This is a genomic window from Streptomyces sp. NPDC057854, from assembly GCF_042797055.1.
In the GTDB taxonomy this organism is placed as follows: domain Bacteria; phylum Actinomycetota; class Actinomycetes; order Streptomycetales; family Streptomycetaceae; genus Streptomyces.
Genome location: NZ_JBHVMF010000016.1, coordinates 104,060 through 117,635, shown reverse-complemented (window position 1 = coordinate 117,635; position 13,576 = coordinate 104,060). Strand labels below are relative to the sequence as shown.

The window sequence follows — 13,576 nt, the reverse complement described above, 5'->3', positions numbered from 1 at the left end:
TAGGGGATGCGGCCCGTACCTAGGGGACGCGGGCCGTCCACTCCGGGGACGAGAACTTCGACTCCGCCAGCTCCTTCGCCAGCGCCAGCTCCTCCTCGGTGACCCGGCCCTCCGTGAGGCCGTACCGCTGCCGGAAGGAGGCGACCATCCGCTCGATGACCGCCTCGCGCGGCAGGCCGGTCTGGCGGCGGAGCGGGTCGACGCGCTTCTTCGCGCTGGTGGTGCCCTTGTCGGACAGCTTCTCGCGGCCGATCCGCAGCACCTCGGTCATCTTGTCGGCGTCGATGTCGTACGCCATCGTCACGTGGTGCAGCACCGCGCCGTCGCCGGCGACGATCCGTTTCTGCGCCGCGCCCGCGATCTTGCCCGCCTCGGTGGCGATGTCGTTGAGCGGCTGGTACCACGCCTTCACGCCCATGTCGCCGAGCGCGCCGAGCACCCAGTCGTCCAGGTAGGCGTAGCTGTCGGTGAAGGAGAGGCCCTGCACCAGGGCGTCGGGGACGGAGAGCGAGTACGTGATGGTGTTGCCGGGCTCGATGAACATGGCGCCGCCGCCGCTGATCCGGCGCACCACCGTGATGCCGTGCCGTTCGGCGGCCTCCGGGTCGACCTCGTTGCGCAGCGACTGGAAGCTGCCGATGACGACGGCGGGGGCGCCCCACTCCCAGACCCGCAGCGTCGGCGGGCGGCGGCCGGCCGCGACCTCGGCGGTCAGCACCTCGTCGAGCGCCATGTGCAGGGCGGGGGACTGCGGGGGTTCGTGGATCAGCTGCCAGTCGTAGTCGGTCCAGTCGGTGGCGTGCGCCAGCGCCCGGCGGACCGCCACCCCGATGCCCTCGGTGGTGAGGCCGTACATCTGGGTGCCGGGCGGCAGCGCCGCGTCGATGCGGGCCGCGAGCCCGGAGGCGTCGGTGTCGGCCGGGGCGCCCTCCAGGGCGCGGTCGATGGCGAGGATCGCCTCGTCGGGTTCGAGGAAGAAGTCGCCGGCCACCCGGACCCGGGCCAGTGCCCCGTCGACCACGTCGAGATCGACGACGACCAGCTTCCCGCCGGGGACCTTGTACTCGCCGTGCACGGGACCGACCTGCCTCTCGGTAAGGGGTGAAACCGACCAAAGCGTACTCCTGCCGACGGGGACCCGGCGGGGACCCGGCGGAGGTCCGGCGGAGGCCCGGCGGAGGCCCGGCGGCGGCCCGGCCGTGGCCCGGCCGTGGCCCGGCAGGGGCCCGCGCCGGGCCTTCCGTGGGGCCCCGCGCGGGGCCCGGTACCGGTTGTCGGACCCGCGTGCTTAGCTGGACGCATGATCGAATCCTTCCTGGAGCACGTCCTCGACGGCGGTACGACCGAGGTGGAGGAAGCGGTCCGCAAGGCGGCCGCCGCGGAGGTCATGCCGCGCTTCCGGCAGCTCGCCGCCCATGAGATCACCGAGAAGAAGGGCCCCTACGACCTGGTGACGGTCGCCGACCGGGCCGCCGAGGAGCACCTGACGGAGGCCCTGACCGCGCTGCTGCCGGGCTCGGTCGTGGTCGGCGAGGAGGCCGTGCACGCCGACCCGGGGCTGTACGCGGCGCTGCGCGGCGACGCGCCCGTCTGGATCGTCGACCCGGTGGACGGCACCCGCCAGTTCGTCCACGGCGACCCCGGCTTCTGCACGCTCGTCGCCCTCGCGCACCGCGGCGAGCTGCTCGCCTCCTGGACGTACGCGCCGGCCCTCGGCGAGCTGGCCGTCGCGGTGCGGGGGCGCGGCGCGTTCCTGAACGGGGAGCGGATCCGGTCCGGCGCGCCCGCCCCGGGCGCGGTGCTGGAGGTCGCCACCTCGCACCCCGACTACACCACGCCGGACCAGAAGCGGGCCCTGCTCGGCCTGCACACCGAGGGCGTACGGCCCCGGCCGTGCGGCTCGGCCGGCCTGGAGTACCTGGCCGTCGCCCGCGGCACCCTCGACGCGACCGCCTTCAGCTGGGAGAAGGACCCCCAAACGCTCTAATCCCAACGAGGGGACTGAGCTGCGGTTATGACTCTTAGTGAGTGGCTTGAACACTGGCTGTCACAGGCTCCCACGCCTACGGCCGAGAAGTACGAAGACCTCCTCAATCGTCTAGATATCGACGCTGAAGGCGCTAGTTAGTTGCCTCTTGGGTCGGGGTCCAGTAGCGTCCCCGAAGCAAGGCAGACCCTCAGAGGGAACCACCGGGCGGCTACCCGGTGCCTCTGAGGGCCTAGCCCGCCCGGCGGCTACCGGGTGGGAAGTCACCTAGAGAGCGGACTCTAGATGCGCGTCCAGCGTACCCGGCACACCCGTGCCTACGTGCAGATCCCGAACGAGATCGCACAGTCGACTATGTCCCTGGCGGAGCTGGGCCTTCTGGTCAAGCTGCTGTCCCTGCCGGACAAGAACCGTGCCACCGTCGAGCGGATCACCTCGCTCGTCCCTGATGGCCGACGGACTGTCTCCAAGGCCATGACGGGACTTGTGGAGCGGCGGTACGTCCACCGCGCCCGCGTCCAGGACCCCGAGACCGGACGTTGGGTCACCATCACCTCTGTCTCTGACAGCCCGACTGACCACATGCCGACGGTCGGTGAGCCGACCGGACAGGCTGTCGGCGCTCATCCCAAGGGGAAAGACGCGGAGCGAAATGACCCCCCTCCTGCCGAGAAGCCGGACGGCTGCGAGAGCAGCGACGAAGGGGAGGGGGAGGGAGATCTCTCCGAGAAGGGCAACTGCCCGGCCCTGGTTGAGCGGGCCATCCAGTGTCTGGAGCGCCTTGCCGTCCAGGAGCCCCGCCTTCGGCTCACCAAGCGGGAGTGCATCCGGCTCGCCCCTCTGGCTGGCCGGTGGCTCAGTGAGGGCTTCCACGAGATGGAGGTGATCCGGACTCTCACCAGGGCGCTGCCCGTCTCCATCGCCTCCGCTGCTGCCCTGGTCACCTTCCGGCTGAAGAACTACGAGCCGGAGCGGGCCACCGCTCCCATGCCCTCTCAGGCTCCCGCCGAGACCTCTCAGCGGGCTCAGTGCCCCGAGTGCCATGCGCCCTACCCCCTGGGCCACCCCGGCGGCCTCTGCCGCAACTGCCGCGACTGCGGCTGACCCCTCACACCCACAACTGAAGGGACACCCATGTCCGCAACCCCCTGGTACATCAAGGGCATCCTCTACGTAGCTCTGCCGGCGGCGTGCCTCGCCGCCCTCTACCTCTCAATCCCCGGAGAGGTGGAACTTGCGAGGACTGCCGGTTGGTCTGAGCACTACGCCCCCGCCATGCCTGTCTGCCTCTCGGTGTACGCCCTCTCTGCTGGGGCCATCGCCACCTACCGCAGGAAGATGGAGCTGCCAGGCCAGGTAACTGCCCTGGTGGGGTCTCTCATGGCCCTGCTGCTGGCTATGTCGGCACAGTCGATCTCTCACCTGATCGAGCAGGACTACATGGGCAGCTCTGCTCTCCTGGTGGTGGCTGTCTCTTGCATCCCGCCTCTCACCATCGCGCACCTGGTGCACATGGCTGAGACTCCCTCTGCTGTAAGGACGGCCTCTCAGATGCTGGCTGACCTTGAGAGGGAGAACCTGGGCCTCAAGATGGCTGTGGTGGCTACCGAGGCTGAGACCCTTCTTGTCCACGCTGAGGGGATTCTCTTTGGGTGTGGCAAGGTCTCTCAGGCGTCCACGAGGCTGGTTGAGTGGGCCAAGGGGGAGACGACCGCTCTTGATGAGGAACTGGAGCAGGCTGAGAGGGCCCTCAAGCCTCGCCGGAAGGCGTTGGAGCTGACGGCAGAGATGATCGAGCAGGCGAAGGAGAGCCTGGCGGCTGAGGGGAAGCGGCCGACCGTAGAGAGGATCTGTGACTTCCTGGGGATCTCTCAGGCGACCTACTACAGGCACAGGGAGCCTGTGACCGCCTAAGCCCCCAGCATGACGAGAGGCCCGGTCAGGGATATGGACCGGGCCTCTCTTGTTCAGTCTACGGGTACAGCAGCGGTCATGTCTGAGGCTCAGCGGGTGATGTGCTTCACGAAGGTGTCCCACTTCCCAGCGGGGAAGATCAGCGCGGGGCCCTCCGGGGCCTTGGAGTCCCGGACCGGGACGAGGCCAGACACGGCGGCCACGGAGGGGGCCCACTCAACGCAGTTGCCTCCTCCGTTGCCGCTGTAGCTCGACGCGACCCACCGAACGCCGGTGAGGTCAGGGGTGGTGCTCATCAGGAAGTGCCTCCAAAACGGACTGGATCAGGTCCGCGCTCTGAGAAGGGGACAGTGCCGAAGCGCTGAGCAGATCGTAGGCCCGAACGTGGGCCAACACCTCTGTCTTTTCCTCCAGCAGCGTCCCTGAACTGATGCTCTCCTCATAGGCTACGTGCTGGCCCGAGTCGAGTGTCCAGAGGGAGAGCGATCCGCCGGCGAGTGCGTGTCCCCCGTGGGAGAACGGGAGGACTTGGATGAACGACGTAGGCGTGAGGCAGAGGCCAAGCAACGCCTCAAGTTGCTCCCTCATCACTCTGGGACCGCCGTACGACCGCCGTAGAACTGCCTCGTCCAAGATGGCTGAGTAGTCCGGCCGCGGGGACCTCAAGAGGAGCGCTTGGCGCCCCAACCGCAGGGTCCACAGCTCCTCTATCTCCTGGTCTGACGCCTTCGGCAGGTGCGTCCGGAACTGGGCCCGACCGTAGTCCTCCGTCTGGAGCAGATCCGGGACGATCTGAGGCGAGTACTCCCGAATGATGACGGCCTGGGCCTCCAGGTCCATACGCCGTTTGAACTGATCCGGATGAGCTTCCTTCGTGCATAGGGCGTATAGCTCAGTGAAGGTGCCGTCCGTCTCAAAGTACCTATCAAGCTGTGCCGGCAGTTCCGGGGGAGGCATGTACTCAGCGATCTCCACCCGGGCCAGGTGTGACTTACTGATCGTCAGTTTGCTGGCCAGAGCTTCAAGGCTGAGCCCTCGGTCCTCCCGGGCCTTGCGCAGCTTGGCTCCGAAGAGATGCCTGGCGCTTCGCTCCGGCGTTAACTCTCGCGCTGGTCTTGGCATATGCCCGCTCCCGTTTTCCCAAGATTGAAGTTGGGACAAGAACCCGTAGGGATCGTAGGGGACTCACTGTGACGATGGGAGTGCGCAGGGATTACGAGCCCCAAAGGAGGTCCCGCGTGTCTGCCAGAGAAGAACACGCCCGTGCTCGCGCAGCAGAGGAAGAGAAGCGCGACGCGCAGGACTACCAGGAGTGGGCGGAGGCGGGGTATCCGCCCCTGCCGGCGCCCGAATGGTGGCCGCTGTTCACAAGGCGCCCGGGGCCGGAGGTGCTGGCACGGGTGGCCGCTGGACTGGAGCGAGAGCGGTTCAAGGCACGGCAGGTGGCCGATGACCGGGGCTGACGAGGCAAGGGAACACCCCCGAGTGTGGGAGGTGGGCGAACTGGTCCGCGACACCGCCGCGAACCGCACTGGCCGCGTGATGGGACACGTGGGGCCGGTATATCAGATCAGAGGACTTGCAGGGGGTAGAGAGTGGGACGCGCAGCCGGAATCGCTCGTGCCTGCGACGCTGGGCGAGGCGCAGTCGGACAGGGTGGCGGAGGAGAACGCCCGGTCGCGAGCAACCGCCCCCAGGGCGTGGTGAAGTCCCACAGGGAACCGCTGCCCACTCCCCAGCTCGTGAGCCTTGTAGAGGCTGACGGCCCGTATGCGGACTCTCCGGTTGGGTGGTGGACGCCGTACGGAGGGGCGTTGGACGTGGCGTCGGGAGTGATAAGGCTCCCGGGCCCGTACCACCCCGTGAGCCCCTTTCATCCGTCTGACTGCCCCTTCTGCGGGGTGCTGCCGCCGGGGGGACTCGTCGGGTGAGGCACGTCTGGCGGCTCGCCGGCAGCAGCCTCGTGGGGCTGGCTGTGGGGCTGTGGCTCTCGGCGCAGTACCGATGACTCCGCCCTCCCTGTTCGTGAAGGCACACCGGGCAGGGAGGGCGGTTACAGGGGGAGGGGAGAAGTGCACGAAGGACAGTTCTTGTACGCATGGCAGATCGGCATAGGCGATCAGGTGCGTATCGGGAACACCTGGCGTGTAGCCCGTGACGTGTGGACGACCCAGGGGGCTCGCCACATGTGGGTGCACGTCGAATGGGGAAGCAAGACCATCGTTCGGACCATGTTCCACCAGTACGCCGAGATCTACGTGCGTACGCGGTCCGGTGTACCGATCCACGCAGTGGTGGACCCCGTTGAAGCCCGGGACCTCTTCGTTCCGGCGCACGAGTGGAAGGAGTAGGCCATGGCTGGAAGGACCCCGGCGGAGATGAAGGCGGTGCGAGACCGGTTCATCGAGGCCCGAGACGACGTGACGAGGCGCTATGCCGGCGGGGAGACGATGAAGTCCTTGGCCCAGGAGTTCACCGTCAGCACGACGTGGGCCGCTGAGACCATGCGGAGCTGGGGCGTGACGATCAGGGGCAAGGCCGCTGCGGCGCAGATGCGCGGAAAGTGCGGCCCGGACCCGGTGGTGCACTGAACTAGGTTTCCCGTTCCTTGCGGGGACGGGTCCGCCGATGGATAACCTGTCGGCATGACTGTAGGAATGAAGCCCCCCGTCCGCTGTGTGAAGTGCAATTCAACGGCTGTTATCACGTCGAAAGCGTGGGACAAGCGGCAGGAAGAGCACCGATTCCGCTATCGGTGCCTTGATTGTCACGTGGCGTGGTGGGTGGACGAGCACGACTATTGGCAGGAATTCCCTCCGGAGATCTGAGGAGTAATTCATGTTCGTTCCGATCAGGAAGCTCATTCGGCGGCTCGCGGAGCTGTGCAACTGCCCGCGGTGCGGGGGTGCGAGCTACTACCACAACGGCAGCGTGAACATCTGCATGGACTGCGGGAACCAGTGGACGTAGATCTTCGACGACTCACACCCGATGAGACGCTTGCCAAGCTCTATGAGCTTGCTCTAAACGTCGCAGTAGAGCGTGGGGCCGTAATCAACGATGGCGCACGTGGCTCGGGGACGTACGCCTTTCTCGCTGAAGTGCGGAGGACCCTTCCGGGACTGAAGATCACCCAGGAAGGTCCCTGAACCTCTCCTGGGGAACGCAAAAAGGCCCCCTCCTTCACGGGAGGGGGCCTCTGTGTGTCTCCAGGACAGGGTATAGAGCAACCGGCGTCATAGATAACGTACGTGTCCTCTGGCGCAGAACGGGACAGCAGGAGCCCGAAGTGTGGTCCGAGGAACAATGTTGTTGTTACCTCACCCCATCTGATGCAACATTACGAGCCCTCCGAGGGCTCTCAGGAGCCCGCGGTGCCGGCTGAAGGGCTCTAAAGGGGGTTGAGGGCGCACTCCGGGTGATTGGCGCTTGTGTCCTTGTGAACGCTTCAAACCCGTACACGATGGAAGGAAGGCGCCCCCTGCGGTCCCTCGTGAGCATTCTCGTTATATTACCCCCGCATGTGTGTGTGTGCATATGTGCACCACATGTATGTGAGGTAGCATTAATACATTGCGCGCTTGTGAATGATAATGCACCCGCACTAAGTGAGGCATCAATAGGGGTGCATTCCTTGTGAGCATGTGAATGCATTCTTTGTGCGCTTGTGATCGCACGCCGGGCGGCGCCTGCCTGCCGCCCCTCAGGCATGTGATGTGGGTCACCCACATAACCTCAGGAATAGGGGCATAAAGGACATGTCTATGTGCCCGTTATGCGCCTTTATGTATACGAGGACGGGGTATATACGCAGACTTGTTGCATATCACAGCAGCGTAACGACGCCGCCCCTAATGTCCCTTTATGGGGCATGTAAAGGTAAAGGGATTGCAAATAAGTTGCCTCTTGGGTGGAGGGGTATTGTGTCCTAGTTTGTGGTGAGTGCCGGCGGCGGCGAGCACCCCTCCTGACCTGCGCTTTTGTGGCCCCAACGCGTAGGCGCGCGGCTTCCTTCCTGGCTCTCCATGAGTAAGTTGCCTCTTGGGTGAAAGTGCGTAGTGTTCTCACCGCAACACCAACGGCGCCGAACGAGAGCGGCCCCGGAGTACCGCCCCAGAAGGGGAAGCGGAAACGGGGTTCACGCAGAGACCGGGATTCGGGCGTACGGGGTTAGGGGTTGATGAGTGACCAATCCGTGTGGTGGTCCGGCCGTGAATTCGACGGGTGACACACGAGGGCGCGAACCTTGATAACTGGATAGCGAGTCTGAGTGGCAGTCGGCTGACTGGTCATTCTCTGAGCGTGAGTATGTGACGTGCCCTGAGTGGCGCTCTAAGCGCTTGTAGCTACACAGGTGGACCGTGGGTCCATGCTGCACCTACAAGGGGCTTAGACGCAGCCTCAGGGTCATTTGATGAGGGTCCTGCCTGCCGTGGCAGGGGCTAGCGAAAGCGCTGAGACGAGAGTGATTCAGACAGCAGGCTAAAGCGACGACAAGCGTCCTCTCACTCTGTGAGTGAGCATCCATAGGGGCAGGCTGCCAACCTGTAACCGATAACCGGGATTGGTCATCCGGAATGAATAGACCTACATGCCTAGCGAATGTGGCGTGAGACACGCAGTGAATGCCGTTGCGCGGTTCCCACGGAACCAACCAACACCAGCGGAAGCGGCGGGGAACACAAAGCATGAGGGAAGCACGTATGCGTTACGAGATTGCCTACGGCAGACACATTCGACACGACGTGTCCAGCGTGCAAAGGGTCACGGTGACTGATACTCGCTCGCCCTACTCAGCACGTCTCTAAGCGTCTGAGAGTGAGTCTGCCTAGGGGAGTGTCGTAAGGCACCCAACAAGGGCCCGAGAGGGCCGTACAACAACCCCTGAGGGGGAGTCATGACAGTGATGGTGGATGCCGCTGGCAGCACCCGGGAGCGGGTAGCTATCCCGCTCCGCATGTTCGGTTTCTGGGCCGAGCACAGGGAACACCCTGTGTTCCGGGTCAGCATTCTGGAACGGGGCAGTGACGTGCCCGTGGTGCGCGTGATCCGTGGATTCGGGAACGCAGTCGTCTACGTTCGTGCGTTCGCTGAGTGCGTGGGTATGGCCGGACAGGCAACGGTAGTAATGGCCAGCATCTACCGGACGGGCTACGCCAGTGTGGCGGGCAACAACATTCGGGTTTGCCCGATTGCGTAAGGCCACGTAGGGGTGTCGGGTGCACGGACGGTTAGGGATATTCGGCCGTGCGCCCTCTCGCCCATTGCGATAGGCGCAATGGAGTAAGGGGAGTAGCTATGAAGTCACTCGGGACCATCTGGGTTTGTCAGGATTGCTTGTTGCACCACGCCAACGGCGAATGCGGGTCGTGCTATGACGACAACCACGGGCATGACGGGGAGCCCCTGAGTGCCATTCCGGCGCCGTACAGCGTGGCCATGGGTATGGCCTCCGAAGAGCACTCCTGCCGTGAGGAGTGTGAAGGGCACTACGGCACGGACGACGCGCTGATGTCCGGTGTCGGTATTGGCGAGGCGGTCTACTGCGACGGCTCCTGTCAGCCGATGCCCGAGGAGTGCGACTGCGAGACGAACACCTTCAGCACCTCGCGGTGCGAGGGGTGCGGCTCGTACCTGCATGGCGAGCGTCACGCCATGACGCTTTTCGAGAACTGAGGGGCGCAATGTACGTCGCATACATCGGGCCGTCGTGGCACCAGCGTTTCCAGCATTACGCGGACGCTGTGGAGTACGCAGCACGGCATGGCCTTGGGCCGGCATTCGTGGAACTGAACCTGAGCAAGACCCGTTATCGGGGGCGCCCGATAGTGGAGGCATCCGGAATCCGGCGATTCCGCGTCATGGGTTCGTAGTCGGCAGTCACGGGGTCACGGTAGGCAGGGATATCCTCCCGTGCCCCCCTCTGCCTACTGCGCCAAAAGGCACGGTAGCTAAGTGAATGGACAACGCATGAATGCGTGGGAAGAGTTCGGGCGTAAGGCCCTGAGGTACCTGACTGAGGACGTGATTCCCCAGGAACTCAAGCGGGGCGACATGCTCACCGGTTGGAACGATGGGCCCGTTGGCGTAGTGGAGTCGGAAGCGGTTCCGCACCCTACGGAATCCGGTTGGTGGCTGGTGAACGTGGCTAGCTTCTACGGGGTCGGTACGCGAGTGTTCGGTACCGACATGAGGGCAACCGTTGGACGCGTGCCGCTCAGGCGGCCCGACCCGAATGCGTACGTAACCCTGTGGCAGGCCCCGTGCGGGTGTGTGGTCAACAAGGGCGAGCACTGCGAGGAATGCGGCCCGTACAACGGAGCGTCGCCCTTGTACGCCCGCAGGGGGCAGTAGTGGACGCGGCCCACTACAGATACGCAGTCTTCCTCACGGAAGACGACTGGAAGAGCGCGGTGGACGGTTGGGGGAAGCGCGTGCGGCGCTTCCGGGCTGCTGCCAAGCGAGCGCAGATCGAGCGCATTCGACACGCGCTCTGTGAGGCGGAGTCGGACGCTCTCTCGGCAGGGGACGAAACGAAGTTCGTGCTCTACCTGACTGAGGCGGACTACTCCGCCTTCCGGGAGGGGGCGACGCACCCCAGATACGGGGCGCCGCGTGAGGCTGCACAGCGCATCACGAGCGAGCTGGTGAGCGCAGCAGGCGACGCAACTCCCCTCTGACTCGGGGGAGTGGTCTGCCCGCCGGCACTTCAGACCGGTGGGGAAGTCGGGCACGGACGATAGGGATATGCGCCCGTGCCCTTTCACATGTGGAAGGGACCGCAAATGATCGACCTCAGAACGGAACGCGTAGTTCTGCTCAAGCCTGTCCGGAGGGTGCGTTTCGAGTTGAACGACGTAGCACTGACCGCGCGGGAAGTGGTGGAGATGTCCGACGGGTCGGTGTGGTCGGTGGCATACCGCCGCGCGGACTACTGGAGCCACAACCCGAAAGCTCCGCTCACGGTGGCGTCCCAGTGCCGTGCGACCCAGACGTTTGCGGCGCACACCAACTGGATTCGCGGCATGGAAGCGCGGTTCATCACGCGAGAGCTTCCGGAGGTAGGGGTCTGATGCGTACTCGAATCGGAATGATCACGCTTGCCCTGGTCGCCATTCTCGGGGGAGTGGCTAAGGCTGAGGCTGAGGCGCGGCCCACCCCGAGTAAGGCGCGAGTGCCCTACGCGGCGCGTGTGCTCGCCGGAACGGCCACCTATCCGCCGTGCATCAAGCTCCGGGCGACCCACGAGGGCCGTATGTGGTTCACGGACATGGTGGGCGACACGTACGACGAAGGGAAGCGTCGCACGGTGACTCAGCAGATCCACTACGTCCGTGAAGGCTGCCGAGAGATGACCCGCTAGCGATTGACCGTAGAGGGCATGGGAAGCGTCACCCGGTATTCCGGAAAGGATCACCCATGCCCTACTCGGCCAGTCTCTAGAGGCAAGCTCAGAGGCTCGGAAAGAAAGGCGGGAGTGTGCTCACTCTCAAGACAGTAAGGGCGGCATTCCGGGGCCTGGACCCCGGTGAGTCGCTGTGCATCACCTTCCTTGACGGTGAGGTGATCCACAAGGGCACCGTCACCGGTATTGGCCACCGCATTTCGGCCCGTACGAGCATGGGGCGTCTTCACGAGGACATCCACGTAAACCGCGTGCTGTCCATGGAAGTCAAGTAGGAGGAGAAGCGTAATGGCTGAATGGCAGCAGGGTGGTTATGACGGCGTGCACTGCTTCGGTAGTCAGTGGACGGGGGACTACCGGGGATACGTGGTTCGCTCTCAGGACTCCGGCGACGGAGTTCCGGAGCGCTGGGAGGTCTACTCGTGGGACCACCTCACCGAAACGCATGTGTGGGTCGCCGGCACTTCGGACCTCGGGTCCGCAAAGGCGGCGCTGGGAAACATCACGCCCGGTGGGCACAAGTGCGAGGTGTTCGTCAGTCAGTACGTCGGGCACTGCCCGGAGCGGGCAACGATCATCAAGAACTACGAGGGCGACACAACGCGCGGAATTCTCCTGTGCGGCGTGCACATGCGCACGGTTCTAAGGGAACAGTCATCCGTTCCCGTGGAACGTTGGGAGGCCGTTCACGGGCCCATCACGCACGAATCCGGGCCCATCGTCGGTGAGCGTGTGATGCCCGCAAAGGCACCCGTGAAGCGCTCAGACTTCCTGTCTCAGCCCATCGTTTGGGGGGATGACTGGGGGAGCTACGTTCTCGGAATGAAGTTGGCCCAGGACGTGACGGCTGCAATCGGCACGGGAGCCGATGACTTCGTGATGGCTGGTGACCTGGTCATGTTCGACGGTACCGGAGCGTACGAAGTGGAATCCGTCGACGTCGTCGACATGCCCGACGGTAAGCCCCTGTACCGCTTCAACTGCAACGGCGGGGCAACGTTCGGGACTTACGAGAATCACGCCGTACCGATTCTCTACCTGCCGTTCTAGCGTTCGCTAGCGATGCAGCTTGGGGCACGGACGACAGGGATATCCGTCCGTGCCCCTTGCTCCGCCTCTAGAAGGGACAAGCGCATGGTTTACATGCAGTGCGGCGAGTGCAGTGGCCCCGTCAAGGTCACCGAAACGCAGTGGAGAAACGAACTCTACGTGCCCTGCCCGAAGTGCCCGGACGGGGGAGTTGACCTGATACATGCCCGCCGACACGCCGACGAGGACTGATCACTAGAAAGGGACGCTTTCCATGACGGACAGCACGCACAACCTGCCGGACCTGGCCCCCGTCCTCAAGACGGGTCAGAGTAAGCGCAACATCAAGAGCGCTGAAAAGGCGCTTTCCAGGATTACCGAACTCGGATGGGAACCCCTGGCCGCATATCCGGGCAGCGACACGCATTGGCGGGTGCGTTGCCTGCTGGGATGCCGAGACGGCGACAACTGGGAAGGCGTCATGTTCTACAGCCACATGCGACGTGCCCGGCGTCACGCGGGATGCCTTCCGACGGGTCTCCGGGAAAAGGCGATTGAGGCCCTGAACGCCGCTCGTCGTTAGTGGGTGAGCTTGGAGCGTGGTGGACAGGGATACTCCCCCGCGCTCCTTACTCGGCTACTAGCGAAGGGAAGGTAATGACGTACTCGCACATCGCGATTGGCCTTGATTCACTCGGGGCCGTGCGCGTGGACATCCTTTGGACGCCGGGGGAGGGAGACCTGGAATTGGTCGTCAGGGACCGGGAGACGCTTGTCGAGTACGGCGTATGGAGGGCTCTGGTAGAGCTGCCTCACACCCCGGATGCCGCAGTGCTCCACGCTGTCATTCGATCAATGCTCGGGGTCCTCTCCGAGCGGACGATTTGGGCGGCCTACGTCTACGACTTGGCCGGGCGGAACGGCTTCAACTGGGTACCGGAAAAGCTGGCAGCGTGACCATGGAGAACGAACGGACGGAGTTCGTGACGCTCGCAGACGGCGTCAAGTGCCCGTACTGCCCGAGCGGCCACTTCCAGTGGTACTCAAAGGTCACGCGAAATAGTGACGGGGAAGAACGGCAGTGGGGCTACTGGCGATGCGACCAGGTCCATTGGGGAAAAATGTCGTGGTCCTACACCCCGAAGTCCGCAGAGTTCCACGGGGGCCGTTGGGTTGTCATGGATGGGAAGGTCAAGGTTCTGAGGTACGACGCATGAGCGCATCCGTCCGGTGGGCCATAG

At 64.5% G+C, this 13,576-nt stretch carries 15 protein-coding genes and 1 pseudogene; 13 read left to right on the top strand and 3 right to left on the bottom strand.

Annotated elements, in window-relative coordinates:
* Positions 1 to 19: 19 nt before the first annotated feature.
* A complete protein-coding gene (locus tag ACFVQZ_RS23165) occupies positions 20 to 1,075 on the bottom strand; it encodes a biotin/lipoate A/B protein ligase family protein (protein ID WP_030497059.1) in 1,056 nt (351 codons plus the stop codon).
* Between the two features lie 225 nt (positions 1,076 to 1,300).
* Between ACFVQZ_RS23165 and ACFVQZ_RS23160 the strand changes: the two are divergent.
* The 3 genes and pseudogenes from ACFVQZ_RS23160 to ACFVQZ_RS23150 all read left to right on the top strand — a co-directional run.
* Positions 1,301 to 1,966 (top strand): annotated as a pseudogene (locus ACFVQZ_RS23160) (inositol monophosphatase family protein); the annotation flags it as partial.
* A gap of 306 nt (positions 1,967 to 2,272) precedes the next feature.
* Positions 2,273 to 3,091, top strand: coding sequence for a hypothetical protein (locus ACFVQZ_RS23155; RefSeq protein WP_383625551.1), 819 nt, complete (start codon positions 2,273 to 2,275; stop codon positions 3,089 to 3,091).
* Between the two features lie 30 nt (positions 3,092 to 3,121).
* Positions 3,122 to 3,901 (top strand): hypothetical protein, encoded by a 780-nt coding sequence (locus ACFVQZ_RS23150; RefSeq protein ID WP_383625548.1) that lies wholly within the window; start codon positions 3,122 to 3,124, stop codon positions 3,899 to 3,901.
* Between the two features lie 89 nt (positions 3,902 to 3,990).
* Here the strand turns inward: ACFVQZ_RS23150 and ACFVQZ_RS23145 are convergent, their stop codons facing one another.
* The gene (locus ACFVQZ_RS23145; RefSeq protein ID WP_383625545.1) at positions 3,991 to 4,197 is read right to left on the bottom strand and encodes a DUF397 domain-containing protein; all 207 of its coding nucleotides are present in this window, start codon (positions 4,195 to 4,197) and stop codon (positions 3,991 to 3,993) included.
* Complete coding sequence (locus ACFVQZ_RS23140; protein WP_383625542.1) at positions 4,181 to 5,023, bottom strand: Scr1 family TA system antitoxin-like transcriptional regulator; 843 nt, start codon at positions 5,021 to 5,023, stop codon at positions 4,181 to 4,183. Before ACFVQZ_RS23140 ends, ACFVQZ_RS23145 begins: the two co-directional genes overlap by 17 nt.
* Before the next feature lie 1,232 nt (positions 5,024 to 6,255).
* Between ACFVQZ_RS23140 and ACFVQZ_RS23135 the strand changes: the two genes are divergently transcribed.
* From ACFVQZ_RS23135 to ACFVQZ_RS23090, 10 genes are all read left to right on the top strand, one after another.
* Complete coding sequence (locus tag ACFVQZ_RS23135) at positions 6,256 to 6,492, top strand: hypothetical protein (RefSeq protein WP_383625539.1); 237 nt, start codon at positions 6,256 to 6,258, stop codon at positions 6,490 to 6,492.
* Positions 6,493 to 6,739: 247 nt separating this feature from the next.
* Positions 6,740 to 6,871, top strand: coding sequence for a hypothetical protein (locus ACFVQZ_RS23130; RefSeq protein WP_383625536.1), 132 nt, complete (start codon positions 6,740 to 6,742; stop codon positions 6,869 to 6,871).
* Between the two features lie 1,927 nt (positions 6,872 to 8,798).
* Complete coding sequence (locus ACFVQZ_RS23125) at positions 8,799 to 9,101, top strand: hypothetical protein (protein WP_383625533.1); 303 nt, start codon at positions 8,799 to 8,801, stop codon at positions 9,099 to 9,101.
* A gap of 140 nt (positions 9,102 to 9,241) precedes the next feature.
* Positions 9,242 to 9,577, top strand: coding sequence for a hypothetical protein (locus tag ACFVQZ_RS23120; RefSeq protein ID WP_383625529.1), 336 nt, complete (start codon positions 9,242 to 9,244; stop codon positions 9,575 to 9,577).
* Positions 9,578 to 10,254: 677 nt separating this feature from the next.
* Complete coding sequence (locus tag ACFVQZ_RS23115; protein WP_383625526.1) at positions 10,255 to 10,581, top strand: hypothetical protein; 327 nt, start codon at positions 10,255 to 10,257, stop codon at positions 10,579 to 10,581.
* Between the two features lie 105 nt (positions 10,582 to 10,686).
* Positions 10,687 to 10,974 (top strand): hypothetical protein, encoded by a 288-nt coding sequence (locus ACFVQZ_RS23110; protein WP_383625524.1) that lies wholly within the window; start codon positions 10,687 to 10,689, stop codon positions 10,972 to 10,974.
* 406 nt (positions 10,975 to 11,380) lie between these two features.
* Positions 11,381 to 11,581 carry a hypothetical protein gene (locus ACFVQZ_RS23105; RefSeq protein WP_383625521.1) on the top strand — a complete coding sequence of 67 codons (201 nt, stop codon included), beginning with the start codon at positions 11,381 to 11,383 and terminating at the stop codon, positions 11,579 to 11,581.
* Positions 11,582 to 11,594: 13 nt separating this feature from the next.
* Positions 11,595 to 12,356 (top strand): hypothetical protein, encoded by a 762-nt coding sequence (locus tag ACFVQZ_RS23100; protein ID WP_383625518.1) that lies wholly within the window; start codon positions 11,595 to 11,597, stop codon positions 12,354 to 12,356.
* A 253-nt stretch (positions 12,357 to 12,609) separates the two neighbouring features.
* Positions 12,610 to 12,918, top strand: coding sequence for a hypothetical protein (locus ACFVQZ_RS23095; RefSeq protein WP_383625515.1), 309 nt, complete (start codon positions 12,610 to 12,612; stop codon positions 12,916 to 12,918).
* 74 nt (positions 12,919 to 12,992) lie between these two features.
* Positions 12,993 to 13,292: a hypothetical protein gene (locus ACFVQZ_RS23090; RefSeq protein WP_383625512.1), complete on the top strand. Its 300-nt coding sequence runs from the start codon at positions 12,993 to 12,995 to the stop codon at positions 13,290 to 13,292.
* Positions 13,293 to 13,576 lie beyond the last annotated feature (284 nt).

Excerpts from the sequence above, each read along its gene's own strand:
- ACFVQZ_RS23110 (WP_383625524.1), top strand. The coding sequence starts at position 10,687 with ATGATCGACCTCAGAACGGAACGCGTAGTTCTGCTCAAGCCTGTCCGG.
- ACFVQZ_RS23095 (WP_383625515.1), top strand. The coding sequence starts at position 12,610 with ATGACGGACAGCACGCACAACCTGCCGGACCTGGCCCCCGTCCTCAAG.
- ACFVQZ_RS23130 (WP_383625536.1), top strand. The coding sequence starts at position 6,740 with ATGTTCGTTCCGATCAGGAAGCTCATTCGGCGGCTCGCGGAGCTGTGC.
- ACFVQZ_RS23100 (WP_383625518.1), top strand. The coding sequence starts at position 11,595 with ATGGCTGAATGGCAGCAGGGTGGTTATGACGGCGTGCACTGCTTCGGT.
- ACFVQZ_RS23090 (WP_383625512.1), top strand. The coding sequence starts at position 12,993 with ATGACGTACTCGCACATCGCGATTGGCCTTGATTCACTCGGGGCCGTG.
- ACFVQZ_RS23155 (WP_383625551.1), top strand. The coding sequence starts at position 2,273 with ATGCGCGTCCAGCGTACCCGGCACACCCGTGCCTACGTGCAGATCCCG.
- ACFVQZ_RS23125 (WP_383625533.1), top strand. The coding sequence starts at position 8,799 with ATGACAGTGATGGTGGATGCCGCTGGCAGCACCCGGGAGCGGGTAGCT.
- ACFVQZ_RS23135 (WP_383625539.1), top strand. The coding sequence starts at position 6,256 with ATGGCTGGAAGGACCCCGGCGGAGATGAAGGCGGTGCGAGACCGGTTC.
- ACFVQZ_RS23150 (WP_383625548.1), top strand. The coding sequence starts at position 3,122 with ATGTCCGCAACCCCCTGGTACATCAAGGGCATCCTCTACGTAGCTCTG.
- ACFVQZ_RS23140 (WP_383625542.1), bottom strand. The coding sequence starts at position 5,023 with ATGCCAAGACCAGCGCGAGAGTTAACGCCGGAGCGAAGCGCCAGGCAT.
- ACFVQZ_RS23145 (WP_383625545.1), bottom strand. The coding sequence starts at position 4,197 with ATGAGCACCACCCCTGACCTCACCGGCGTTCGGTGGGTCGCGTCGAGC.